The 24,219-nt window shown below is 44.2% G+C and carries 23 protein-coding genes and 2 pseudogenes; 21 read left to right on the top strand and 4 right to left on the bottom strand.

Features of this window, described 5'->3' with window-relative positions; all coding sequences use genetic code 11:
- Window positions 1-3: 3 nt before the first annotated feature.
- From recG to OEV42_02005, 14 genes and pseudogenes are all read left to right on the top strand, one after another.
- Entirely contained in the window at window positions 4-2,448 is a 2,445-nt protein-coding gene (gene recG, locus OEV42_02070) for an ATP-dependent DNA helicase RecG (protein MDH3973041.1), read from the top strand.
- A gap of 543 nt (window positions 2,449-2,991) precedes the next feature.
- Entirely contained in the window at window positions 2,992-4,059 is a 1,068-nt protein-coding gene (locus OEV42_02065; protein MDH3973040.1) for an MBL fold metallo-hydrolase, read from the top strand.
- Window positions 4,060-4,197: 138 nt separating this feature from the next.
- Window positions 4,198-5,085 (top strand): YihY/virulence factor BrkB family protein, encoded by an 888-nt coding sequence (locus OEV42_02060; GenBank protein ID MDH3973039.1) that lies wholly within the window; start codon window positions 4,198-4,200, stop codon window positions 5,083-5,085.
- A 314-nt stretch (window positions 5,086-5,399) separates the two neighbouring features.
- Window positions 5,400-6,881 (top strand): radical SAM protein, encoded by a 1,482-nt coding sequence (locus tag OEV42_02055; GenBank protein MDH3973038.1) that lies wholly within the window; start codon window positions 5,400-5,402, stop codon window positions 6,879-6,881.
- Window positions 6,882-7,052: 171 nt separating this feature from the next.
- On the top strand, window positions 7,053-8,213 hold the full coding sequence (locus tag OEV42_02050; GenBank protein MDH3973037.1) for an iron-containing alcohol dehydrogenase: 1,161 nt from the start codon (window positions 7,053-7,055) through the stop codon (window positions 8,211-8,213).
- A complete protein-coding gene (locus tag OEV42_02045; protein ID MDH3973036.1) occupies window positions 8,210-9,649 on the top strand; it encodes a glycosyltransferase in 1,440 nt (479 codons plus the stop codon). The genes OEV42_02050 and OEV42_02045 overlap by 4 nt, the downstream gene beginning before the upstream one ends.
- Window positions 9,612-10,520 carry a radical SAM protein gene (locus OEV42_02040; protein ID MDH3973035.1) on the top strand — a complete coding sequence of 303 codons (909 nt, stop codon included), beginning with the start codon at window positions 9,612-9,614 and terminating at the stop codon, window positions 10,518-10,520. Before OEV42_02045 ends, OEV42_02040 begins: the two co-directional genes overlap by 38 nt.
- Window positions 10,504-11,262, top strand: a complete 759-nt coding sequence (locus tag OEV42_02035) for a GNAT family N-acetyltransferase (protein ID MDH3973034.1) — start codon at window positions 10,504-10,506, stop codon at window positions 11,260-11,262. The genes OEV42_02040 and OEV42_02035 overlap by 17 nt, the downstream gene beginning before the upstream one ends.
- Window positions 11,259-12,044: a 1-acyl-sn-glycerol-3-phosphate acyltransferase gene (locus OEV42_02030; GenBank protein ID MDH3973033.1), complete on the top strand. Its 786-nt coding sequence runs from the start codon at window positions 11,259-11,261 to the stop codon at window positions 12,042-12,044. Before OEV42_02035 ends, OEV42_02030 begins: the two co-directional genes overlap by 4 nt.
- A gap of 16 nt (window positions 12,045-12,060) precedes the next feature.
- Window positions 12,061-13,782 carry a hypothetical protein gene (locus OEV42_02025; GenBank protein ID MDH3973032.1) on the top strand — a complete coding sequence of 574 codons (1,722 nt, stop codon included), beginning with the start codon at window positions 12,061-12,063 and terminating at the stop codon, window positions 13,780-13,782.
- A 185-nt stretch (window positions 13,783-13,967) separates the two neighbouring features.
- A pseudogene (locus OEV42_02020) lies at window positions 13,968-14,285 on the top strand (type II toxin-antitoxin system RelE/ParE family toxin).
- The gene (locus tag OEV42_02015; protein ID MDH3973031.1) at window positions 14,279-14,602 is read left to right on the top strand and encodes a helix-turn-helix domain-containing protein; all 324 of its coding nucleotides are present in this window, start codon (window positions 14,279-14,281) and stop codon (window positions 14,600-14,602) included. Before OEV42_02020 ends, OEV42_02015 begins: the two are co-directional and overlap by 7 nt.
- 70 nt (window positions 14,603-14,672) lie before the next feature.
- Window positions 14,673-15,464 (top strand): hypothetical protein, encoded by a 792-nt coding sequence (locus OEV42_02010; protein MDH3973030.1) that lies wholly within the window; start codon window positions 14,673-14,675, stop codon window positions 15,462-15,464.
- 479 nt (window positions 15,465-15,943) lie between these two features.
- A complete protein-coding gene (locus tag OEV42_02005) occupies window positions 15,944-16,597 on the top strand; it encodes a hypothetical protein (protein ID MDH3973029.1) in 654 nt (217 codons plus the stop codon).
- A gap of 228 nt (window positions 16,598-16,825) precedes the next feature.
- On the opposite strand, the gene OEV42_02000 is transcribed toward OEV42_02005, so the two are convergent.
- Window positions 16,826-17,224: a hypothetical protein gene (locus OEV42_02000; GenBank protein ID MDH3973028.1), complete on the bottom strand. Its 399-nt coding sequence runs from the start codon at window positions 17,222-17,224 to the stop codon at window positions 16,826-16,828.
- A gap of 69 nt (window positions 17,225-17,293) precedes the next feature.
- Entirely contained in the window at window positions 17,294-17,605 is a 312-nt protein-coding gene (locus tag OEV42_01995; protein ID MDH3973027.1) for a helix-turn-helix domain-containing protein, read from the bottom strand.
- Between the two features lie 37 nt (window positions 17,606-17,642).
- Here OEV42_01995 and OEV42_01990 point away from each other — a divergent pair, with 37 nt between their 5' ends.
- Entirely contained in the window at window positions 17,643-17,789 is a 147-nt protein-coding gene (locus OEV42_01990; protein ID MDH3973026.1) for a hypothetical protein, read from the top strand.
- A 41-nt stretch (window positions 17,790-17,830) separates the two neighbouring features.
- Here OEV42_01990 and OEV42_01985 read toward each other — a convergent pair whose 3' ends face one another.
- Window positions 17,831-18,241: a type II toxin-antitoxin system VapC family toxin gene (locus tag OEV42_01985; protein ID MDH3973025.1), complete on the bottom strand. Its 411-nt coding sequence runs from the start codon at window positions 18,239-18,241 to the stop codon at window positions 17,831-17,833.
- Window positions 18,238-18,480 (bottom strand): Arc family DNA-binding protein, encoded by a 243-nt coding sequence (locus OEV42_01980; GenBank protein ID MDH3973024.1) that lies wholly within the window; start codon window positions 18,478-18,480, stop codon window positions 18,238-18,240. Before OEV42_01980 ends, OEV42_01985 begins: the two co-directional genes overlap by 4 nt.
- A gap of 485 nt (window positions 18,481-18,965) precedes the next feature.
- On the opposite strand from OEV42_01980, the gene OEV42_01975 reads away from it, so the two are divergent.
- The 6 genes and pseudogenes from OEV42_01975 to OEV42_01950 all read left to right on the top strand — a co-directional run bounded on the left by OEV42_01975 (window position 18,966) and on the right by OEV42_01950 (window position 24,121).
- Window positions 18,966-20,375 (top strand): MFS transporter, encoded by a 1,410-nt coding sequence (locus tag OEV42_01975; GenBank protein MDH3973023.1) that lies wholly within the window; start codon window positions 18,966-18,968, stop codon window positions 20,373-20,375.
- A gap of 138 nt (window positions 20,376-20,513) precedes the next feature.
- The gene (locus OEV42_01970; protein ID MDH3973022.1) at window positions 20,514-20,798 is read left to right on the top strand and encodes a type II toxin-antitoxin system RelE/ParE family toxin; all 285 of its coding nucleotides are present in this window, start codon (window positions 20,514-20,516) and stop codon (window positions 20,796-20,798) included.
- 9 nt (window positions 20,799-20,807) lie between these two features.
- Window positions 20,808-21,101 (top strand): HigA family addiction module antitoxin, encoded by a 294-nt coding sequence (locus OEV42_01965; GenBank protein MDH3973021.1) that lies wholly within the window; start codon window positions 20,808-20,810, stop codon window positions 21,099-21,101.
- A gap of 113 nt (window positions 21,102-21,214) precedes the next feature.
- Entirely contained in the window at window positions 21,215-21,469 is a 255-nt protein-coding gene (locus OEV42_01960; protein MDH3973020.1) for a type II toxin-antitoxin system prevent-host-death family antitoxin, read from the top strand.
- Window positions 21,470-21,486: 17 nt separating this feature from the next.
- A pseudogene (locus OEV42_01955) lies at window positions 21,487-21,678 on the top strand (Txe/YoeB family addiction module toxin).
- Window positions 21,679-21,877: 199 nt separating this feature from the next.
- A complete protein-coding gene (locus OEV42_01950) occupies window positions 21,878-24,121 on the top strand; it encodes a U32 family peptidase (GenBank protein ID MDH3973019.1) in 2,244 nt (747 codons plus the stop codon).
- Window positions 24,122-24,219: the final 98 nt, after the last annotated feature.

Genomic DNA, 24,219 nt, shown 5'->3' with positions numbered 1-24,219 from the left:
TTTTTGGAGCAGGAGCTTTTAAATGGCCTACTGGCAATCGAAAAGCCTCTCCAGTATGCTGCAAAGCACGATTTTGCAAATCTTTCCAAAATAAAAGGTCTGGAAAGTCTGGTTCCACCGGCACTTTTGCAGATCACTCCCGGAGTACCCCCCTCTCTAAAGACACAACTGAAGGATCTTGCCGCCGCTTTCAGCGATTTTGATTCACTGGAAAGCCGTGAAAAAGAAAAGATCATCACTGAAGCACTTCAAATTATCAAAGGCCTCACCAATCCCCCGTCGGGGGAAAAGAAAAATGCTAACAAGTCAGCACAGGAAAACCACATTGACAGGGCCAAAGCAGAAAAATCACTTCATACCCCTATGCAGTTTATCAAGGGGGTGGGACCGAGAATATCATCACTTCTCTCCAAAAAGGGGATCAATACGGTAGAAGACGCCCTCTATCTCTTTCCCAATCGCTATGACGACAGGCGTCATTTGAAAAAAATTGCTCAGCTGAAAGCCGGCCAGGTCCAGCAGGCAGTGGGCGAGGTGCTTGCTTCCGGCGTGGTTCCTCTGGCGAGAGGGAGAAAGATCTTCGAAGTCGTTCTTGGTGACGGTACGGGTACGCTTACACTCAAGTGGTTTCACTACAGCAAGAAGTACATGAAGAAACTCTATGAAGAGGGAAATCGCTATCTTGCTTCGGGAGAAGTGAAGCTCTACGGCGGCGGCAGAGAGATTATTCATCCTGAAGTGGAAAGGATTGAGGCCGGTGAAGAGGAGGGGGAAGATTTTAAAAAAATCCTGCCTGTTTATCCCCTTACAGAGGGACTGGGACAGCGAAATATGAGGAAGATCATGGAGCGTGTCGTCCGGGAATATGCAAGTACTTTGATTGATGGAATCCCTCAACCTATAAGATCGAGGCGGGGTCTATTACCCCTTTCTGAGTCGCTTCATCACGTTCACCTGCCGGCAAATGATTCTGATATTAATAAATTAAACGAAAAAAGGACCCCTTTCCATAGAAGCCTTGTCTATGATGAGTTTTTCTTTTTACAGCTAGGTATTGCCATGCGAAGCCATGGTCTGGAGTTGGAAGAGGGGACTGTAATAAAATCGAAGGGTGCACTCAAGACTAAACTTATTGGTCATCTCCCTTTTGAACTGACAGGGGCACAAAAGAAAGTTTTGAAGGAAATTGAAGCCGATCTTCCGGCCAAACATCCCATGCACCGCCTTATCCAGGGAGATGTGGGTTGCGGAAAGACCATGGTTGCCCTCATATCTGCCCTTCATGCCGTCGAGGCCGGTTATCAGGCGGCTATCATGGCACCTACGGAAATTTTAGCCGAGCAGCATTACCTCAACATTCACAGGCTCTCAGAAAAGCTGGGCCTTTCGGTCCTCCTTATCAAGGGAAGTACCAAGGGGAAGGAAAAGCGGGAAATTATAGAACGAATAGCCGAAGGAGACGTGCATATTATTATCGGCACCCATGCTCTCATCCAGGAGGGGGTCTCTTTTCATAATCTCGGTCTCGGCATCATCGATGAACAGCATCGCTTCGGCGTTGTACAGCGGGGGAAGCTAAAAAGTATGGGACAGGCTGATATTACGCCCAATATCCTCGTCATGACGGCTACGCCCATACCACGTTCACTGGCTATGACCGTCTATGGTGATCTTGAACTCTCCGTCATTGATGAGCTCCCGCCGGGGCGGCAGAAGATTGATACGAAGGTTTACCACGAAAAGGAGAGGCTTAGAGTCTACGAAATTATAAGGAAAGAGCTTAAGAAGGGAAGACAAGCCTATGTTGTTTACCCTCTTGTTGAAGAGTCGGAAAAAATGGAACTTCTCGATGCGACGAAAATGGCTGATGAACTAAGCCTCCACTTTCCTGATTTCAAAGTAGGACTCATTCATGGCCGTATGAAGGTTGATGAAAAGGAAGCCGTCATGACCGCCTTTAAGGAAGGAAACATTCATCTGCTTGTCTCTACAACGGTCATCGAGGTCGGTATAGATGTCCCTAACGCCGCGATCATGGTTATCGAACATGCCGAAAGGTTCGGTCTATCACAACTTCACCAGTTAAGAGGCAGGGTAGGGCGGGGGAGTGAAAAGTCGCTTTGTATCCTTCTGGCTCAATACCAGAAATCGGATGAAGCAAGAGAGCGGCTCCATGTAATGGAGAAATCATCGAGCGGATTCGATATTTCCGAAGCGGACCTTAAAATAAGAGGCCCCGGTGACTTTCTCGGTACACGCCAGTCGGGAATGCCTGATTTTCGTATAGGCAATATCCTGAAAGACGAAAGGATTTTGAAAGAAGCAAGGGAAGATGCCTTTCAGATTATCAGCACTGATCCTGAACTGAAACTATCGGAGCATGAGTTTTTGAGGGATATTCTCAAGGAGAGGTGGCAGGGGCGGCTTGGGTTGGCGGGGATAGGGTAAGCTCCCAATATTTCCTCTCCCATCAGGGGGAGAGGATTAAGGTGAGGGGTGGTTTAAATATTTTTAAAATCACCCATACTTTTCTTTACCCTCAAGGGGCATAAATTCTGGCAAAGAAAAGTATGCAAAAGAAAGCCGCCCTACAACTTGGTCCCACCTTCGGCGGGACTACCCTCGCTCCCGCAATTGATTGTGGCGAGTATAAAAACTCGCTGCGCTCAGACAGTTTATACCCTTACTCCACAATCAATTGCTCCGCTCGGCTGCGTTTGACGGGATTTAAAAATCGAGCAAACCTTTTTTTCAAAAACCTTTAACTACTTCGACAAGCTCAGCACGACAGGATAGTTGTTAAATTTAGTAGAAATAAACCAGTCACCCTGAGCTTGTCGAAGGGTCTCTTTTGCTATAGTACCTATATTAAATAGGCTATAATATAATCAGCGGATAAAAGAAAACTTTTGCCTTTCCTCCATGGTCTCTGTGAACTTTTATGCCCTGAGGGTGCTGTGGTAAAAAAGTCTTTGATTTTGGTTCCAGACTATGAATATTTTATCTCTCAAATCTCTTCTTTTATGCATAATTTTTATTCTCCTCTCACCCTTAAATATCTACGCTGACAGGGACCATAAGAATGAAATGCCCATAGAAGAAATGGCAAAGAAAAAGCTTCATCACGGCAAGAACGGCAGGTTTGAAAATCCCTGGTGTGATGACTGCCGAAAGAGCTTTTTAGACTTCCTTAAATGGCAGTTTTCAAGTAATAAATACAGTGCCCAAAAAGATAAACACACTCATGTCCCTTTTGAAAAGCCTGATATAAAGGCTCTGGAGGCAACAGGCAAGGACTGGTTTGTCTGGCTGGGCCATTCTACTCTGCTTATGAGGGTTGGCGGCAAGTACCTTATAACGGACCCTATTTTTGAAGGCGCCACAATCTTTTTTGACAGGATGACACCCTTGTCGATTGATATTGATGATCTGCCAAAGATAGATTACATCCTTATTTCTCACGGTCATTACGACCATCTGGACACAGATACATTGCAATTGCTCAATAAGAAATTTAAACCTCAGGTCATTTCCGGGCCAGGGTACGAGGAATACTTCTCAGGTATTGATATCAAAAATACCATTCTCCTTGACTGGTGGGAGAGTTACAACGATGGAGAGCTTAAGATTACCTCTCTCCCTGCCCAGCACTGGTCAAAGCGGACCTTATTCGACTCCTACAGCATGCTCTGGTGCAGTTTTATTATTGAAAAAGAGGAAAAGCGCTACTACTGGCTGGGAGATGGCGGCTATTTTCGCGGCTTTGCCGAAATAGGTGAAAAGTTCGGGCCCTTTGACATTGCCTTTCTGCCCATCGGTGCCTATGAGCCGAGATGGTTCATGAAGAGTCATCATATGAATCCCGACGAGGCCCTCATGGCGGCATGGGAACTGAAAGCAAAGATGATGATACCGATCCATTGGGGAACCTTTGATCTGACTGATGAACCGCTTGATCTTCCGCCTGAACTGGTTGAACAAAAGCATTATGGCTTCAGGAAGGATTTTGAATTGAAAATGCTGCCTGTCGGGGGTTCTTATATGAATTCACGTGAGTAATCCTTATCCTGTAATTTCCGGATGAATACTATTTATCAATTATCGTCCCCCTTCCTTTTCCTTTAACCTTTCAGCGGTTATAATCTCATTATAAGTCTATGCACTATAAAAAGCTTTTAACTTAAATGGTGTGATCATATGACACCCTTTCGCACACCTAAGCCCTTTAAGCACCCATACCGCTTTATAAGACAGATTTTGAGTGATTTCCGCTCCAACCAGGGGATAGTTCTTTCGGGGGCCGTCGCCTACTATGTGCTCCTCTCCGTCATACCGCTCTTTACGCTGGTACTGGTTGTAAGCTCACGCTTCTTCCACGATGAAGAACTATTGGCGCTGCTGCGTGAAAACATGAACCTCGTCCTTGTCGTGCCGGGCCTGACCGAGACTTTGTTGGGTCAGGTTGTGAAATTCCTCCAACACCGCGAGGTGATAGGGTGGGTGGGCATCGTTGTTATGCTCTTTTTCAGTTCCATTGCCTTTACAGTCCTTGAAAACACAATGGTCATAATCTTCTATCACCGCGTTGCCATAAAGCGCCGCCACTTCCTCGTTTCGGCCATCCTCCCCTATATATTCGTCCTTTTTCTTGGTATGGGGCTTTTGGCCATAACCCTAACAGCCGGGGCTTTGCAGGCCATGGAGGGGAGTTCAATCACCCTCTTTACCTGGATGATCAAACTGGAAGGAATAACGGTCCTCATCATATACCTGCTTGGCGTTACCGGCCTGGTCATGCTCCTCACGGCAATCTACATGGTCATGCCCATAGGCAAAATTGCGGCCAGCCATGCCCTGCTTGGCGGCGTGGCGGCGGCTATCCTCTGGGAGATAGCCAGGCATGTGCTCATCTGGTATTTCGCCACCCTGTCGCTGGTGAACGTGGTCTACGGATCGCTGGCTACCTCTATTGTTACACTCATAACCCTCGAAGTCGCCGGCATGATCCTCCTCCTCGGCGCCCAGGTGATAGCCACCTACGAACGCCTTTTAGAAGAGACTGATGTCAAGGGCCCGCCGGGGTGAGGGAGATAATGTTTCTTCCCTGTTCCATTCTTTTAACTGCCTTTCTTATATGATTTTCATAAATTAAAAATCCATTATCAAAGGTTAGCAATGTTGAAAAAAAAGTTTTCATTGCCTTATAATGCAAAAAAAGTGTTTGAAAATGTAAAGAATGTGGGGTAGAGTTGACCTCGTAAAATGTAGTTCAATCTGCCGGGAGCCTGTCGGACTTAGACCGAATCTGCTGCGGGAATGCCTGACTCTAAAGGGGGAATTTTAAGGGTTATGATTAGGAAAAACAAAGGAGAAATGACTGTTAATGCAGGGGAAACCTTATGATTTTCCCTTCCATAGCAATTGATTCTCCTGTAAATAGCCTTTCTCCTCTTGAATCGTTACTCTCATTAGACAGGGCCTACCCCACACCTTCAATCATCGGTCTCCTGCAAAAATCTGAAAACGAAGACCTGCTCCAATATATCGTCGAAGATCCTTTTGGTTCCCATGTTTTTCCGGGCAACATTCGCTCTTACGAGGTTTCCCGGTTTCTGGAAGATGCCAATGAAGAGCTTAGTGAAAAAAAACCTTTTCATTTCTGGATCAATTTTCCTCTCTGTGAAAAACGTTGCGCTTTCTGCCAGTATGCCATTGTGGCAGGGGGGAGTAAAAGCGAGAGAATCAAATCCCTTTCAAAGCAGTGGATTGAGGCCATCATGAGGGAAGCTGAATTGTGGCTTGCCGCTTTGCCCAATCTCAACGACGCCCCCGTTGGTGAGTTTAACCTCTTTGGCGGCACACCCTCCTTGATTCCCCGGGAGGAGATGGGACGGCTCATGGATTTCCTTTACAAGCACTTCAACTTTACCGGTGACTCCACCCTGCGGATCGAAGGGAATGCCGACAGCTTTTCCAGGGAGCGTTTACTTTTCCTTAAAAAAATGGGTTTTAGCAAGGTTTCTATCGGTATCCAATCTTTCGATGATGAGGTTCTCAAGTTGTGTAATGTGAGCCACACAGGAGAACAGGCGATAGACTTCATCAAGATGGCCCAGGACCTCGGTTTCGACCGGATAAACGGAGATTTGATTTACGGTCTGCTCAACCAGACTGTGGCCAGTGTGGAAAAGGATATGGAGCTTACCGTTGATCTCAGGCTCTACAGCCTGGACTGTTCCAAGCTTCATCTGAAAGATTACAAAGAGACAGGCACAGGGATTGCGGGAAATATTCCCGCTGCCTGGCAAAAAGAAGGGTGGCGTTTTAAGGAAGAGAAAAAAGGCCGCCACTGGCCTGCCCTTGGTGAACAGTTGCAAATGCGGGAGATAATCAACGATACTCTCACGGCGAATGGCTACAGGGAGCATCCCACCATGTACTTTTCAAAAGAAGGGTATGGTCCTGAACGATGGAAGTCCATGATGGTGGACCAGGATAAACAGTGTGTGGAGATCGCCATGGGCTTGGGAGGCAGTTCCAGTTGTGAGAAGAGCGAGGCCCATGTGACGGTAGAGCCGGATAGCTATCTAAAGCAGGTGGAGAAGGGGCAGTTGCCTCTCCATTCGGCCAGAGGGTTCAATCAGCAGGGCAAGCTTGTCCGGGCCATCAGAATGGCGCTCTCAACCTGTCAAGCTCTTTCCGACAAGGTCCACCGCGAGAGGTGGACCACGAGCTCGCTTTTTGATTCTTACTGGTTGCCCAAATTCGAAAGCCTCAGGGAAAGGGGTTTTGTTAAGATCGACAAAAAAGAGAAAACCATTGAATTGACCCATGAAGGTAAAATCATTGTGGAAGCGATTATGCACAGGGAGATCTATTAACCTGGAAACTGCTGTTGGATCATGGTTTCTAGCGCAACCTCTTGATTCCACAGCACTTTCAAAAAATGCCCGCTTAACCTATGGGTGAAACTCAGATTTTTTAAAAATACTGTGAAACCAATATGTTACACTATAAATCCACGCCCAACAGCCGTTTCCAGGATTAGAGCCATGTTGAACTTCCATTTTCATAATCCTGTTAAGATTTTTTTCGGAAAGGGTGAAGTTTCACGGATTGCCGAAGAGATCGGGAAAGAAATACGGGTGCTTGTTCTTTCAGGGAATGGCAGCGCGGAGAGGAATGGTGCCCTTCCTTCGGTACGCAGGGTACTGGCTGGTCACTCTTATTTTGAATTTTCAGGCATTGAGCCCAATCCCCGCTATGAGACCCTCATGAAAGCGCTGCCTCTTATTAAAGAGAAAGAAATCGATTACCTTCTTGCTGTGGGAGGAGGTTCTGTTATTGACGGCGCTAAATTTATTGCCGCTGCCGCTTGTTATGAAGGAGAGGGGACGCCCTGGGAGCTGGTGGCAAAGAAGAGGCCCTTCCAGAAAGCCTTGCCCCTGGCAACCCTGCTTACCTTGCCTGCCGCAGGTTCGGAGATGAACTGTTACGCAGTTATTTCCAATGAAGAGAGGAAGGAGAAGACCTCTTTTGACTCGCCCCTGCTCTATCCCCGATTTTCAGTGCTTGACCCTACATTCTCTTTAACTCTTCCTCCTATTCAAACGGCTTATGGCATCATCGACACCTTTTCCCATGTGTTGGAACAGTATCTTACCTATCCCGTAGATTCACCGGTGCAGGACCGTTTTGCCGAGGGATTACTGCTTACCCTTCTGGAAGAGGCGCCGCGGGTCTTCCAATTACCGGAAGAATACGATAGCCGCGCCAATCTGATGCTCTGCTCCATGCTGGCCCTCAATGATCTTATCTCAATAGGGACGCCCAGTGATTGGACAGCCCACGAGATTGGCCACTTTCTCACCGAACTCTATGGCATGGATCACGCCTCGACGCTGGCCGTTCTCTTTCCCGCCCTGTTGGAAGTTAAAAAAGATGAGAAGGCATCTAAACTTCTCCAGTACGGTGAGCGGGTTTGGAATATTAAGGAGAAGAGTCAAAAGGTGAAAATCGATAGGGCTATCGAAAAGACAGAGGCTTTTTTTCAATCTTTGGGAGTTAAAACGAAATTGAGAGATTACGGACTGAAGGAGAGAGATATTTCTATCCTTGTGGAGAGGATTGAGGAAAGAGAGATCACCCCTCTTGGAGAAGGGGGAGATATTCACCTGGAGACTGTCCGGCAGATCCTGGAGCGGAGTTTATGAAAATGAACGCTGAAAAAAGAGTTCTTTTCGGAATCTCTTTCGACGGTGTTCCCATGTCGGGCCTTACAGTGGAGTTTATGAAGGTGGCCCATATTTTCCACCAAAAGGGGTACCAGGTCTATTTTGATCTTGGTTACGATATTAAAGCCGACAAAAACAACTATCATAAAGACTTACCTTCCTGGGACGCCCACTGGATGACCTTGAAAAGAATTTGTGATTTGAGGGATCTAAGCGACTATAATCGGGCTTTTGTTGAAGAGGTGCTTGAGACCATTGTTCGTCATGAGGATAATGGCTCCAAAGGACGGCATATGCGGGACCGTGTCGACAGGGTGGCAGCCATCATCTCTGACCGTATTCTTAAGGTATGGAGAGAGCTGGAGGTTTCATTTGTTATCGTTGAAAATGGAACGCTGCCTGAAAATATTATTTTTACCCGCGCTCTTTATGAAGCGATCAGGATTTACGGAAAAGAGCGGAACCTTGGCAAATTCGTCATGTGGCGTGATCATGATCTTATGTGGTGGAGCGAACCGGGAAAATACGGTTCATTCCCCTATGAGGGAACACCCAAACCACAACCTTTACCTTATATTCAGCATGTCGTTATTCAGGGTTTGGCCCGTGACAGACTTTCCCGGTGGGCCCCCGGCTTGCATGTTGAGGTATTGACCAACTGTTTTAGCTTTGAACGCGCCGGGATTAATGATAATAACCGATATTTCCGCCGGGACTTTTCCATTCCCGAGAAGGCTGTTCTCATAGCACGATGCACCCGCATAATCCCGCAAAAGCGGATTGACCGTGATATCCATCTACTCTCCCAATTGACAGCCATGGCAAAGATAGGGGGTGTAAACCGGGAGTTCTGCCTTTTCATTGCCGGTGACATTAACGAAGACCGGGCCGAGTTTGAAAAACTATGCCGCCTTGCTTCACAGCTGGGTGTTGCCTCACAGGTAATCTTCGGTAAGGAACTGGGGCCTTTTGAAGAGAGGTTTCCCTCCCGCCGCAGCAGGGGCCGATATTCAGTGAAGGACTTACTTGCTCACTGTCAGATCAACTCTTTCCTTACCTCTTATGATTATGAAGGTTTCGGTAATCCCATAGGTGAGTCCATCGCTTCGGGAATACCTTATATGAGTACCTCTTATGAGCTTTATGGCAGCATCTACGGTCATATAGGATTCAAGGCTCCACTTCTCCCTATTTGCAAAAAAAGAGATGACTTTGCAGATGAAGATTTTGTGGGGAAACTCTTTTCCTTTTTAATGGATGATAAAAGTCTCAGGGAAACAGTGGATTACAATTATAGTCTGGGAGAGCAATACTTTTCCCTTGATCAGTTGGAGCAGAGAATAGTCAATATCTTTAAATTATCCGGTTTTGGAGATTATGAAGGGTGTAACCGTCAGGAACGGACGTATCCATAGCAGGACCCTGGAGATCAATGTGGTTGATCACTGCAACCTCTCCTGCCGGGGTTGCGCCCATTTCTCCCCGTTGGCTCAAAAAAAAACTTTGCCACCTGAAAGACTTTACGAGGCGCTGGCAAAGCTGGCCCAAAGTTTTTATGTGGAATATGTGGAACTCATGGGAGGTGAGCCTCTGCTCCATCCCCGACTGGTAGATCTGGCCCGAATGGTGCGCTCTTCCCGTATTACGGAAAAAATCAAGGTCTGTACCAACGGTATTTTGCTTTCCTCTATGGATGACTCTTTCTGGCAGAGTATCGATGCCCTTTCTATTTCTGAATACCCCGGTCACAAGTTGGAGGGAGAGCGCCTGGAACACTGCCTCAAGATGGCCCGCTTACATAAGGTATCATTGGAGATTCTTCATCACAGCCATTTTCGTGAAATATATTCTCATATCGGAACAGAAAATAGAAAACTTGTAGAACGCATCTATAAAAGCTGTCAGATCGCCCACCGCTGGAACTGTTATACGATCCGGCAAAACTATTTTTTCAAATGTCCGCAAACCCTTTTTACCCAGCTTCAATTCAATCCTGAAGTTCCCCTTGCCGACGGCATCGAGATAAGTGATGACTCTCAATTTCTCGACCGTCTTCTCCAATATCTCCGTTCGCCCCATCCTCTTGCCTACTGTGAATATTGCCTTGGCAGTGTAGGGCGTCTTTTCCCCTGCCAGTCTGTTCTGAGTCGAAAGCGTTGGCAGGAACAGCAGGAATATGGCGTGGAGGAACTCATTGATATGGACCACCTTCATCTTCTGGAGACAAAAAACCGGGACGAGCCAAGCTACTGTTTTACAAGGACACTTTATGAGCCTCATTGCTGATCCTGTTACCCAATTGGAGATTTCAACTAACCGTTACCTTGTGCGACTGGCCCGTAACGAGAAGGAGGTGGATGAGGCGCTCAAACTACGTTTTGAAATTTTCGGGAAGGAGTTGGGCCTGGAGCACGCCTATATCGAGGGACGTGACAGAGATATTTATGATTCACAATTTGACCATCTATTGGTCTTCGATAAAAGGTCGAACCTTGTCATCGGCACTTACCGGGCCCAAACGAGGGCCATGGCGGAAGAGGGATGTGGCTTCGCTTCGGCAACAGAGTTCGATATTTCCCGTTTTCCGGAAGCCTTTCTCGATGAGGCCATTGAGGTGGGGCGAAGTTGTATCGCCATGAAGTACCGTAAAGGATCTGTTCTCTATCTTCTATGGAAAGCGCTGGCCCGCTATTTGACTCTTCGTGGAAAACGTTATCTTTTTGGTTGCTGCTCACTAAAAAGCCAGGATGTTCATGAGGGTATGGCCATTCAACGTTACCTGGAAGCGAGGGGGCACATACACCCTACGCTTAACATACCGCCCCTCCCGGAATTTAACTGTTACCCGGAGGAGGGTGAGCTAAAACATGAGAAGGTGAAGATCCCTGAACTTATGAGGCTCTACCTTCAACTGGGTGCCAGGGTTTGCGGGGCTCCCGCCATTGATCGTTCCTATAAAACCATCGATTTTATGGTTGTTCTCGATAGGAACAAAGTGGACAAAAAGAGATATGGGGATTTCAAGTGAAAGGTGTGATGGCCGCTCTCCGCGTAGCTCTCAGGCTATTTCTCATCTGTGGCTGGACCCTTCTCTTTCTTTCCACCGCTCTTCCTGCGGCCCTTGTAGCAATGTTGAAAAGAGATAAGGGCGGCCCAACTGATCTATCGGGCAACACTCCTTTGGCCCGCATATGGGCTACGGGAATTGGCAAGATCATCGGTCTTACCATAGAGGTGAGGGGCCAAATTCCCCGCTCTCCCTTTTTTCTTGTTTCCAACCATCTTGGATACGTCGACACTATTCTGCTCATGAGCCTGGTACCTTCCGTTTTTATTTCAACAACAGAGGTGCGCTCCTGGCCGGTGATCGGTTTTTTGGCCCAACTTTCAGGCGCTCTTTTTCTTAACCGTGACTCTCCCGGTCACGTGAGGGCCATCAACAGCCAGATCAAGACTGCCCTGGAGAGAGGAAGGGGCATTACCCTTTTTCCCGAAGGAACATCGACAAGAGGCGATCGTATCCTCCCTTTTCACTCTTCCCTTTTGGAACCTGCCCTTGCCGGCTCCCGTAAGATTAGCTGGGCCTGTCTTACTTATGAAACCCCTCCCGGGGAAGGGCCTCCCGGTGATGTGGTCTGCTGGTGGGATAAAGAGCAGACTTTTGAAAATCATCTCTTTCGCCTGCTCTCTCTTCCCTCATTTAAGGGGCATGTTGTTTTCGGCGCTTTCCATCCCTGTGGATTGAATCGAAAAGAGGTGGCCCGTCAACTTACGGAAGAGGTGCGAAAGCATTTTGTTCCTTTAACCTAAAAACAACAGTTGGAATATGAAAAATTATATCGGTTTGGGAACGAGTCCTCACGATTCCAGCATTGCCATCGTTAATCAAGAGGGGGAACTGGTTTATGCTGAAGGGCTGGAGCGGCCTTTTCAGTCAAAACGGGCCTGGGGCATTGTCCCTGATCACTGCATGGTCATCGATTCCATAGTCGACAAGTACGTTGATAAGGAGATCGATACGGTAGCTTCCATAAGCTGGTCCAGACATATCGATTTATACCACCGTTTTCTCATTCCCTTTTTCCATATCCTTTTAAAAACAGGATTTGAAACCCATAGAAAATCGACCCTGTTCATCAAGTATACCCTGCTTAACCATAGCTCCCTCTTGCGGCAGGTAACCACCGGTCTTGAAAGAGCGCTTTCCGGCAGCGGTTCGAAACTATCACGAAGATACTATAACCACCATCTTTCCCACGTGGCTGCCGCCGCTTACGGGAGTCCTTATGAAGAGGCCCTATGCGCTGTTATGGACGGTTTTGGAGAAGGGGGAGCCATGAGCGCCTTCCACTACTGCCATGGTCAATTGAAGCCTCTGGAACATTCCAAAGGCAGGGCGAGCCTTGGACTTTTTTACTCCTGGATGTGTGAGATATGCGGTTTTAGTCCCATGAAAGGGGAGGAGTGGAAGGTGATGGGCCTGGCGGCCTACGGCCGGTTTGACGAAGAGCTTTACGACCTTATGCGTCCTATGATTGTTCTTGAGGGCTTGAAACTACGCCTTGGAAAAGATCCTGTAAGAGAAAGAAAACTGAATGGTATGGTGAGAAAGAGGGAAATACCGGCCCTGGAGTATGCTAATTTCGCCTGCACCGCTCAACAGGTTTTCAATGAAATCTATCTTGAATATTGCCGTCAGTTATACGATCTGGGGCTTTCCAATAATCTCGCTCTTGGTGGAGGCTGTGCCCTCAATTCTTCGGCCAATGGTCTCCTTATCGATAATACTCCCTTTGAAAATCTCTATATCAACTCAGCACCGGGAGATGACGGTGCTGCCGTTGGCGCGGCCTACCTGGCCTATTATGAAGATCATCGTCAGGCCTGGCGACCCAAGGACATTCAATCTCCCTACCTGGGATCGGAGATCTCCCGGGAGTCGGTGGAGAGATTGGCTCAATTCAGCGGATTAAGCTCAACGTTTCTTGATGATGATACCCTCTATGAAACGGTGGCGAAGAAATTATCTGAAGGAGCCATTATCGGTTGGATTCAGGGGAGGGCCGAGTTTGGGCCTCGTGCTTTGGGCAACCGATCGATTCTTGCCGATCCTCGCCGAAGGGACATTAAAGAGGTGATCAACGAGCGGATTAAATTCCGGGAGGAGTTTCGGCCTTTCGCCCCTGCCATACTCGATGAAGAAGGGCACAGCTATTTTGAGAATTATCAGACCAGTCCTTATATGGAGCGTACCTTGAAGTTCAGGGAGTCGGTGAAAAATAAAGTTCCCGGCGTGGTCCATGAAGATGGTACAGGCAGGCTGCAAAGTGTGACAAAATCCCTCAATCCCTCTTTCTATGACTTAATTCAAAGTTTTAAGAAACTGACCGGAATTCCTCTGCTCCTCAATACAAGTTTCAATGTGATGGGTAAACCGATGGCCCACAGTGCGGAAGATGCCGTGGCCCTTTTCATGACCACCGGTCTCGACTACCTCGTTATAGGGAAGAGGATTTTTGCCAAAGGGAAGGGGAAGTTAATAGATTGATGCCTGCCCCGTCAGAGATTGCTTTAATCTCAATCGGGGCGGTTAAAAAGGTCTTTCTCCTGTTATTGAAGGGCAAAAAATGTTTGAAAAATATAGAGGATGTGGGGTAGAGTTCTTTATCTCCTTTATAGAGGGCTCAAGCATCAATCACTTTTTTCTTTGCTAATATACGCTATTAGGGTATAATTTAAATGGTATTTATAGAATCTAAGATATTTACTCGGCTTCTGCATAATTATCTTACAGATGAAGAGTATAGAATATTTCAAGGCCATCTTTCTGTTGCTCCTGAATCAGGTGACATTATTAGAGGGACAGGAGGGATACGCAAACTGAGATGGGGCAGAGGAGGCAAAGGCAAACGTGGAGGAGTCAGGATCATATATTATTAGCAGACTTCAGAAAGTGAGATTTATCTGCTTACCCTTTATTCCAAGGGCGAAATGAGTGATCTGACGGCGGAAGAGAAGAAAATACTGAAAAGGATGGTGGAATCATGGTAAAAAAAAGAAACCTCTTCGAGGAACTCTCCGGAGCCATAGAGGACGTTAAGGCTCACAAGAATAAAAAGATAACCCTCAGACAGTATGAGGTAAAAAAGACTGAAAGTATTAAGGTGACCCCGGAAATTATAAGAGAGACAAGGGAAAACCTTAATCTGAGCCGTGCCGTCTTTGCCCATGAACTCCACATATCTCCACGGACTCTGGAAAAGTGGGAACAGGGCCGTGCAAAGCCGAATGAGCAGGCAGCAACGCTGATTCTGCTCGTGAGAAAATACCCCGACACCCTGAAAAGGCTCAGGACTCTTGCGGCATAGGTTAAAAGTAGCCTGCCCCCTTTTTTTCTGTAATAATTAATACTAAGAATGGGAATACACCTGGAATAAAATGAACATAATTACCGATGAAGAGAAGGAGGCTTTTGCAGAATTTTGTGATTTAGAGGGCTCAATTACCCCAGCCATGTTTTATTCACCAGATCCTCCAGACTTTGCAAAAAAAGATGGCACCATAGTTGTCGAAGTTACAGAATATCACCGTGATAAACACTATAAAAAAGGGGAAAATACAAAAAGGAAGACAGAAGCAAAAGTTGATGAATTCTTGTCACTAGCAAAGAAAAAGTTTGGTGATAAGTCTTCTGCCAGGATGAATGCTTATGTTCACATAAGAAATGAAGAATGGCTACATGATAAAGTAAAGTTAGAACAAAACAGTACCAGATTGGCAGAGTTGATTATTAAAAACCAAAACATGCGTATTGATTTGGACGTGTGGCGTGATCTACCAGATATAAAAGAGTATTTTAATTATATCACTATATATCCAACACCGGACTATGAACAAGAAATGCTGTGGCAAGCACCTGAGGCGACAATAATTGAGACGATACCTGAGGCTGTTGGGTCTTCGATTTGTAGCAAAGAGCCAAATATCAATGAGTATCGGAAGTTTGGAGAAAAAGTATATCTTCTGATTTACTCATCTCATTTGCCTTGTATTGGTCTTCCAAGGATAGGGAGAGCTTCTACCACAGGAATTATAACAAATGAGTTACGCAATTATGAATTTGAGTCTTCATTTGATGGCGTATTTTTTATGGATAGGTCACGTAAAGAGCTTTGTAAATTAAAGATTAGGCGTGTCGCCTGTTGGGATCGTACCAAGTCAACTACCTAATATCAAAGAATAAAACCTCAAAAAAGCCTCTTTTTTGCCTTAGAAGCCCCTTTTTAGGGTCCACTTTATTACCCGCTCAAGCCAGATAAGGTTAGATCTACAAAACCTTAATAATTAACCAATAATACCAGAACTAACCCTGTAACGTAATTAAATTTCAAATCAGCAATAAATGCCGCATATTAAGCAAAATATGTCGTGATATTTACAGATAAAGCATGTTATAAAATGACATATATATAAATTCCATCCTGTTGGAGCATAAGTTTGTCTGAAAAAAATATCATTATTTTAAGCAATATTTCAGCTTATTGTAAATACAGCATTTTCAATTTCCAATTGAGACGAAAAAAACAAATACCTAAACTCTTATCAGGTAGAAGTCCGCCAGACTACTCTCAAAGCGTCGATTAGGCAACATTTCTTTAATCGATTGTCATAATTTATTTCAACTTTAATTATCAAGAAAGGAATTATCAATGAAATTTTTTAATTTAATAATCTCTTTTATCGCTATTAGCCTTTTATCAACAAGTGCATGGGCGCTGGAATCCACTCAAACTATAAATGAGAAGGGACAAGTTGTTGAAACTTTCTACGCAAGTGCTGATCCTCATCTCATTGCATTAACAGGTGGCCCAACAGCTTTATTGGCGCCCTTTCCATCATCAGTTCAATATCTGATAGAACCGAATGTTGTTGATGGCCTCGCCGTTCTTGTGAAGGTTACTGATAGCAGTGGAGAAGTTGTTGGTTTTGCGGCAGAATTGGAACACTTCACAGTAGATGCGACAGGTAATCTAACAGCTGCAGTAGACTGGATATTTAAAGTGCCTGGAAGAGGAACTCTGATGGTAAAGGAAACTGAATCACATGCAATGTTAGTTTCAATTGTTGAAGATATGGTTGCAAATGGAGAGACTGAAAGATATATCGATCCTCCTATTAAAGTTCAAACAACGGTTCCCGGAACAGGAAAAATAGTTGGTGGTGTTGGTGATTTCGAAGGTTTAACGGGTACCTTTAAAGAATATAATGAGTTTACTTATATGAATATTGCTAATGGAACGATAGGTGTTAATCTTACACTTGAAGTAACATATGATGACAATCAGGACAATAACCAACAATAAAAACTTTCCTGTGATATTTTTACAAATTAAGGGAGAAAGCGCTTAGCTCTTTCTCCTTTTTATTAATTTCTTAAATTGTTTTTGTAATTATTGCTGATGGGGAAAATTTCCTTCCCTGTCAAGAGGAGGCTGGATAAATTATTTAAGATTACAAATAGCATTAACAAGTGCTTTGACAGTAGCCATTTCAATATTTTCATCTATGGCCGCTCCAAAAAAGGTTCGACCTTATTTATAAGTAATTCCCATATAAGCTATGGCCTTTGCTCCCGAACCTGGTGACAATTCATGTTCTTCATAGGTGGTTATGGTAAATGAAAGACCAAATTTCTCCTTTATTCCTTTTGCAAAAGCATCGATGGGGCCTTTGTCTTCTGAATCTATGGAATTATCCACACCTTCATGGCTAATTACCGCCTTGATATGAGAAACCTCACCGGTGGCGTTATGGCTCATAAATGATTTGAAACGGTAGAGACCAGCTTCTTTCATGTAGTTTTCATGAAAGGCCCTGCCTATTTCATCGGCCGTCAGTTCCGAGCCCTGAAGTTCAGTCTCTTTCTGTACCACCTTACCGAAATGTGGCTGCATATCCCGTGGCAGGCGATAGCCGAACTCGCTTTCCATGATGTAGGCTACACCTCCCTTGCCCGACTGGCTGTTGATTCGGATAATGGCCTCGTAGTTTCTAATTTTTTAAGCCGCAATGCACCTCCCCACTGTTTTCCTGGTGGAACCCAGTGTGATTAATCCTTTAATTAAAAGTTCCAGAGAGACGGACGGATCACCGGCTTCCATTTTTGCGACCTTCGATTGGCTGGTGTGAAGCAATTTTGCAACCTGCACTTGAGTCATTTTTTTTGACTTTCTAAGTTCCTGAAACTTCTTTGCCAGGGCAATTTTCATCTCAATGATAGCCATTTCTTCAGGGCTAAGCCCTAAAAGATCTGAAGCATCCCCTGAAGACCAGCCTGGTTTTTCCAGTTTTTTCTTTTTTGCACTTTTCATTTTATCCTCCATTATACCGAGTCATATTCTTTAAGTCGTGATATGCATAGGTCTACGATATATCAAATCTGATAGTCTTGGAGCCGGTGGCTACTTATGGGGATTTGCTGAAATAGGTGAAAAGTTTGGTCCCTTTGATATTGCCTTTCTACCCATCGGCGCCTATGAGCCGAGATGGTATTAATGGTCATCGAAAAATGTAGAGAAAGGCAAAGCAATTTAGGATTAATACATATTTTCTAAAAATACTTCAAGGCTCTGAGCATCATCGGGAAATTCGCGGAGAATTTTTTTATCCGCTGTGATGAGGGGGACGTTCAGGTGACGGGCGAGTGCGACAAATTCACAATCGTAGGCAGAGCAATCACTTTTGTTAACTAATTGCATTACCTGTCTGGAAGAGAGTTCGTATTCTTTGCCGGACATGAGGGCCTCTGCCTCTTCAAGAATTGTCATAACGTCATCCAGATTCAAAAGCTTTTTGCGCAGATAATGGGCTAGTACGTTTCTAAATTCACTCCGCCAGAGAATTGGAGCAGACCAGTCCGGCTCATTTAAGAGTAGTTCTTCAGCTTGTTTGGAGTGCCCACTTGAAAGATAGAGGTAGGCAATCATGTTTGTATCGACGACGATCATGGACGGCCTTTGTCTTTAGCCTTGTTTAATTCATCGTCCGTAAGGAGGTATGGAGAGGTTTTTTCTCTAAACTTTCTGGCATTTTTAATAACGCCGGGAATATCGATTTTGTTAGTACCTATGGTTTGTTCTATGCAGTAGAGAATTTCACTGTTCAAACTGCGGTGGTGAAGCCGTGCCGTTTCTTTTAACTGCTCGTAGAGATCATGAGGGATATTTTTTATTGTTAATGCAGGCATCCTTAACTCTCCTTTCTTGAAACCATTATGGTATTATTATGGTGTCTGGTGTGAGTTAAGTCAAGAAGAGTTTGGATAGCCTCCCATGGAAAAGGGGGCAATGCTTTGACCTCCCCTTACTAAGGGGCGCCCAGTCGGGGGCAGTCGGGATCGAACCGAGTCAACCTATTGATTCTAAAGAATAAATCCCTCAAAAAGTCCCCTTTTTTCGCCTTAAAACCCTCTTTTCAGAGGTGAAATGAGGGTTTTAAGGAAATTTTAACATGTCGCAATAAATAAAAATGGTATGCTCCCCCTCCCAACCTTCAACGAATACCTTTTACAATGCTTCCCATAATCCCCCTAAACATTCCTCATCATAACAGTGCGTTCGTTCGCAGCTGGTGGACAAAGGCAATAAAAAGGTTTAAGGTGCTTATGTTCAACTACTCCTTATTTTTCAAAGGGGCATTGAAAAAAACAGCTTATTGGGATTAAAAATATATATGACAAAGAATAAACCATCCATTCCACCACTGGTTTACGTTCTGGCCCTGGCCCAATTTGCGGCGCCCTTTATGTTCTCAGGCGTTGGCGTTTCCCTGCCTGCAATGGGAAAAGAACTGCACGCCGGTGCTGTTGAACTCGGCTTGATTGAAACCATCTATCTCGGGGCAGCCAGCGCTTTTTTGTTGCCTGTGGGGCGTTTTGCAGACCTGACTGATAAGAATTTTATCTTAAAGGTGGGGATATTCACCTATGCTCTTTCTACCTTGATCATAGGCCTCCTCTCTTCCATACCGGCCATCATCGTTTTTAGATTTATTCAAGGCCTCTCGGGAGCGCTGGTAATGGCAACAAACATGGCTATTATCACCGACATTACACCGGGGGAGAAATTGGGAAAGGCCATAGGAATGAATATCGGTGCCGTATATATGGGGCTTTCGGCCGGCCCTTTTGTCTCGGGATGGCTGACAACGAACTATGGCTGGCGCTGGGTTTACCATGGAGCCTTCATACCTCTCATATTGTCTTATATACTTATTCAAGTAAGTCTCAAATCAAAATGGAAGGCCCCCGACCGTCCATTTGACTGGCCCGGAACCGTGATGATAGTTACCTCCCTATTCCTCTTGATTTTCGGCGGCGCCATGCTGGGAGAATCTAAGCTGGGCTATCTTCTTTGTACCGCAGGTATAGTCATGGTGGGACTATTTTTTATCATAGAAAAACGCCTGTCTCATTCTCTGTTAAAATTTAGTGAAATTAAAAATAACTCAACACTTTCAATCGCGCTGGTGATCCAGTTATTTATGTATGCCGGGGCCTTTGGCATAACCTTCCTTTTTAGTCTCTATTTGCAGACAGTTAAAGGTTTTTCACCTCAGTCAGCGGGACAGATCCTTGTGGTTTCTCCCATTATTATGGCCATATTCGCCCCCATCTGCGGACGCCTTGCAGATAATTTTCCGCCGAAAATACTGACATCTTTAGGGTTGGGCTCTAATCTGGTCTGTGCATTACTGGCATCTCAAGTGTCTGACCATACGGGACTTACTTACATTGTGGGAGTCCTGGTTTTTCAGGGACTTGGATTTGCCATGTTTTCTTCTCCGAATATGACTATTATTATGAACAGCGTCACACCCAAGGAGTATGGCCTTGCTTCAGCGCTGTCTGCCAAGATGCGATCCCTGGGCATGGTATTGAGCATGATGGTAATTACCGTCTTCATCTCCATCTATATGGGTAAACATATGATTGATACTCACTCCGCTGAATACCTGAGCGTCATGCGTTCTTCCTTTATTATCTTTGCCATCTTTGCAGGGGGAGGGACCTGGCTTTCACTGATGAGATCGGGAGGCCACAGTGGGCTTGGCCTAAGTCAACGACCTAATATCAAGGAATAAAACCTCAAAAATGACCTCTTTATTTGCCCTTAGAAGGCCCTTTTTAGGGGTGAAAAGAGTATCCAGGAAAAAACTTTACCTACAAAAACTATAAACATCACTTGCACCGCTATAATGACTTCCGTTATAATGGTTGTCATGATAAAAACATTTTCCTGTAAAAAAACGCAGAAATTGTTTGAAACAGGTCGGGCAACAGGATTTCTAACCGCTATTGAAGTACAGGCAAAGCGAAAGCTTGCCATGCTGCATCTGGCCATTGCAATTGAGGATTTAAGGGTGCCGCCGGGCAACAGGCTGGAGGTGCTTAAAGGGGAAAGAAAAGGTCAGTTTAGTATTCGCATCAATGACCAGTACAGGTTATGTTTCAGGTTTGAAGACGGAAATGCGGAAGATGTTGAAATTGTAGATTATCACAGGTGAGGTGAGAATATGACAAAGATAGGCTATGAAGTTGAGCATCCCGGAGTTGTATTGTGGGAGGAATATCTGAAACCGATGGAGATCACCCAGACAAGGCTTGCGCGGGATATCGACATCAGCTACCAACGGGTTAATGAGCTTATAAACGGGAAAAGGGGAGTAACGCCTGATACGGCCCTGAGGTTATCACACTACCTCGGAACGACTGCTGAATTCTGGCTCAATTGGCAGGCCCTTTTCGATCTGCAGCAGATGGAAAAAGAGCATAAGGATGAATATGACAGGATCAGGAAGGTTGCTTGAGCTTAAGCGGAATAGGCCCGAACCTTTCCTCAACAAACTGTGAAAATCCTTCTTGCGTACAATTAATAGTACAAGTGTAATAGGGGTATATTTACTCAAAGGAGGCATTAATAATGGATTCTATTAGCTACTCTGAATTTCGAAGTCATTTGGCCGGCACACTAGACAAAGTTAACGATGATCATGTGCCTATACTGATTACCCGCAGGAATGGTAAGCCTGCCGTTGTCATTTCTTTGGAGGATTTCAAATCCTATGAAGAAACGGCCTACTTAATGGCGAGTCCTAAAAATGCGGAGCGTCTCAACGAGGCCATTGCTGAAGTTGAGGCAGGCAAAGCTATCACTAAAGATCTTATTGAAGAATGATCTTGTCTTGGGCCGAAAAGGTACTAAAACGGATCAACAGACTCATTAAAGAGATTAAAAGAAATCCATTTGAAGGGATTGGAGATCCGGAGCCTTTAAAACACAACTGGTCCGGATACTGGTCGCGCAGGATAGACCGTGAACATCGGCTTGTTTATAAAGTCAATGATGCTAACCTTATAGTCGTGCAGTGCAGATATCATTATTGACGGCTAAATTATTACCTCTTTTAACTCCATTTAAATATTCTCGCTCTCCATTTTCTGGGTCGCAAGCTAACCGTTTGGAATCACAGCCACTTAAATCCCCCTCTTTCCCCCTTTGCAAAAGGGGGAGGGTTATGAGGGTATCCATCCTTACAACAGATTATTTCATGTCACCGACTTCAATTAAGTTACAATGAACCCCATGAAGAGAAAAATTGAATTACTGGCGCCAGGCGGAGATATTGATTCCATAAAAGCTGCAATTGTTGCAGGAGCGGATGCTATCTACTGTGGTTTGGATAAATTTAATGCCAGAAACCGGGCAGAAAATATAACATTTGAAGATTTGAATGGGATTTTAAGGCTTGCTCATAAAAATAATTGCGAAGTTTTTCTCACCCTTAATATCATTATCACGGAAAGTGAAATCCCGGCCCTTATCAGGTTACTGAATAAATTAGTTAATACGTCTATCGATGGAGTCATTGTGCAGGATTTAGGGATGTTTTATCTCTTATCCAACTATTTTAAGGGGCTTAAAATTCATGCCTCTACTCAGCTTACTACCCATAATGAAGGTCAGATACATTTTTTACATAAACTCAATGCTACCCGGGTTAATCTATCAAGAGAGTTGAATATTAATGAAGTAAAAGCATTAGCGGTGGTTGGGCATAAAAGTAATATCCTGACCGAAATATTTGTCCACGGTTCCTACTGTATCTCTTTTTCAGGCCTTTGTTATATCAGTTCTCTTCATGGGGGGAATTCAGGAAATCGCGGCAGATGCAGCCAACCCTGCAGAGATGAATATATAACGACGCCACAAGGTAAAAACTTCCCTCTTAATCTTAAAGATAATTCAGCCTGGTTTGATCTAAGGGAAATATATGATGCCCGCGTTGACTCAATAAAGATTGAAGGAAGAATAAAGAGCTTTGATTACGTCTATACGGTGGTAAACAGCTGGAGAAAGCAAATCGCTAGTTTTTATAATCAATACAGACTAAAGAGCGACAATAGCGATCTTTATAAGGTCTTTAACCGGGATTTTTCAAATGCCTTTATGAAGGGAGATATTAATAAAGATATGTTTATTGATTATCCCAGGGACCATTCAATAAAGCAGTATTCTGAGCTTAATATTGATTCTTCAAATGATAAATTGATAAAAGAGAAAAAGGAATTTTATGACAAAAAAGAAGAAATTATATGGACTGTTAAAGGTAAAATTAAAGACTTAAGTATAGAAAAATCGCCTTTAATAATAAATATTTCAGGGAAAGAAGATAGGCCTTTAAAAGTCTCTGTAAAAACAACGGACAGTACCTTTGATGTGCTTTCAGAGACTCATCTTAAAAAAGCCGCTCATGAGACCTTAAATAAGGATTTTTTATTACAACGGCTTAAAGCTGTAAATGATAGCTCATATTACATTAAGGCGCTGGAATTAGAGGCACTTGAAGATGATCTTTTTATCCCTTTTAAAGAACTTACTTTAATAAAAAAAAGAATATTATACATCTTGAATGGCTCAAGAGAATTTGTTGACCCTATTGAAGTTCCCCTCATAAAAAAGCAGAATAACGTAAAGATAAAACCCACGCTTTCTGTATTAATCTCCTCCCAAAAGGATCTATATCTTTGTAATGCAAGCTCTGCAAACATCTATTTTCAACTTCCTGATTGCATTGAAAATGAAGTGCCTGAGTTTATAGAACTTTTTAGAAAAAATAAGAAATTAATTCCCTGGTTCCCCTCTGTTTTAATCGGAGAAAGCTATGCTGCTGCAGTGGAGTTTCTTAGGCAGCTGCAACCCAAACTTATTGTAACTAACAATACGGGAATTGCTTATGAAGCGGGTAAAAATGGAATCCCCTGGATAGCAGGCCCCTATCTTAATATTGTTAATTCCTTTAGCCTTTTATGTTTGAAGGAAAAATTTAACTGTCATGGTTCATTCATTTCAAATGAGCTTAAAAAAATTCAGATAAAGAACATTAAAAGGCCTGACGATTTCGAACTTTATTACAGTATCTATCACCCCATTGTATTAATGACCAGCAGGCAATGTTTTTTTCATCAGGTGACGGGATGTGAAAAAGATAGAATTGATGATAACTGTATTCCAGAGTGTAATAAATCTGCATTAATTACAAATGTAAAAAAGGTCTCTTTTCTCATTGAAAAAAGATCAGGGAGCTATAATTGTCTCTACAATGAGAAAAATTATCTCAATACGGATATTATTTCAGATTTGCCGGATCTCTTTTCCGGCTTTTTCATTGATTTACGGGATATAAAAACGGGTACTGAAATAGATATGGATAAAAGGGGAATAATAAAGCTTTTTGAAAATTGCCTGAATGGAAATTCTGAATCAATTAAGGAACTTAATCAAATTATTCACCCCACAACTAAGGCCCAATATAAAAAAGGAATCTAAGAAGAATAAATTCCTTTAGTGCCTAATGACAGTACTCAAATCCCCCTCTTTCCCCCTTTGCAAAAGGGGGAGGCCTTTGCTGCTTATGAGGGAAAAAA

It is taken from the genome of Deltaproteobacteria bacterium, assembly GCA_029860075.1.
GTDB lineage: Bacteria > Desulfobacterota > JADFVX01 > JADFVX01 > JADFVX01 > JAOUBX01.
This window is presented reverse-complemented; position numbering and strand designations above follow the sequence as displayed.

Coding starts and splice junctions, on each gene's coding strand:
- OEV42_02065 (MDH3973040.1), top strand. CDS start 2,992: ATGAATATTTTATCTCTCAAATCTCTTCTTTTATGCATAATTTTTATT.
- OEV42_02060 (MDH3973039.1), top strand. CDS start 4,198: ATGACACCCTTTCGCACACCTAAGCCCTTTAAGCACCCATACCGCTTT.
- OEV42_02055 (MDH3973038.1), top strand. CDS start 5,400: ATGATTTTCCCTTCCATAGCAATTGATTCTCCTGTAAATAGCCTTTCT.
- OEV42_02050 (MDH3973037.1), top strand. CDS start 7,053: ATGTTGAACTTCCATTTTCATAATCCTGTTAAGATTTTTTTCGGAAAG.
- OEV42_02045 (MDH3973036.1), top strand. CDS start 8,210: ATGAAAATGAACGCTGAAAAAAGAGTTCTTTTCGGAATCTCTTTCGAC.
- OEV42_02040 (MDH3973035.1), top strand. CDS start 9,612: ATGAAGGGTGTAACCGTCAGGAACGGACGTATCCATAGCAGGACCCTG.
- OEV42_02035 (MDH3973034.1), top strand. CDS start 10,504: ATGAGCCTCATTGCTGATCCTGTTACCCAATTGGAGATTTCAACTAAC.
- OEV42_02025 (MDH3973032.1), top strand. CDS start 12,061: ATGAAAAATTATATCGGTTTGGGAACGAGTCCTCACGATTCCAGCATT.
- OEV42_02015 (MDH3973031.1), top strand. CDS start 14,279: ATGGTAAAAAAAAGAAACCTCTTCGAGGAACTCTCCGGAGCCATAGAG.
- OEV42_02010 (MDH3973030.1), top strand. CDS start 14,673: ATGAACATAATTACCGATGAAGAGAAGGAGGCTTTTGCAGAATTTTGT.
- OEV42_02005 (MDH3973029.1), top strand. CDS start 15,944: ATGAAATTTTTTAATTTAATAATCTCTTTTATCGCTATTAGCCTTTTA.
- OEV42_02000 (MDH3973028.1), bottom strand. CDS start 17,224: ATGGAAAGCGAGTTCGGCTATCGCCTGCCACGGGATATGCAGCCACAT.
- OEV42_01995 (MDH3973027.1), bottom strand. CDS start 17,605: ATGAAAAGTGCAAAAAAGAAAAAACTGGAAAAACCAGGCTGGTCTTCA.
- OEV42_01985 (MDH3973025.1), bottom strand. CDS start 18,241: ATGATCGTCGTCGATACAAACATGATTGCCTACCTCTATCTTTCAAGT.
- OEV42_01980 (MDH3973024.1), bottom strand. CDS start 18,480: ATGCCTGCATTAACAATAAAAAATATCCCTCATGATCTCTACGAGCAG.
- OEV42_01975 (MDH3973023.1), top strand. CDS start 18,966: ATGACAAAGAATAAACCATCCATTCCACCACTGGTTTACGTTCTGGCC.
- OEV42_01970 (MDH3973022.1), top strand. CDS start 20,514: ATGATAAAAACATTTTCCTGTAAAAAAACGCAGAAATTGTTTGAAACA.
- OEV42_01965 (MDH3973021.1), top strand. CDS start 20,808: ATGACAAAGATAGGCTATGAAGTTGAGCATCCCGGAGTTGTATTGTGG.
- OEV42_01960 (MDH3973020.1), top strand. CDS start 21,215: ATGGATTCTATTAGCTACTCTGAATTTCGAAGTCATTTGGCCGGCACA.
- OEV42_01950 (MDH3973019.1), top strand. CDS start 21,878: ATGAAGAGAAAAATTGAATTACTGGCGCCAGGCGGAGATATTGATTCC.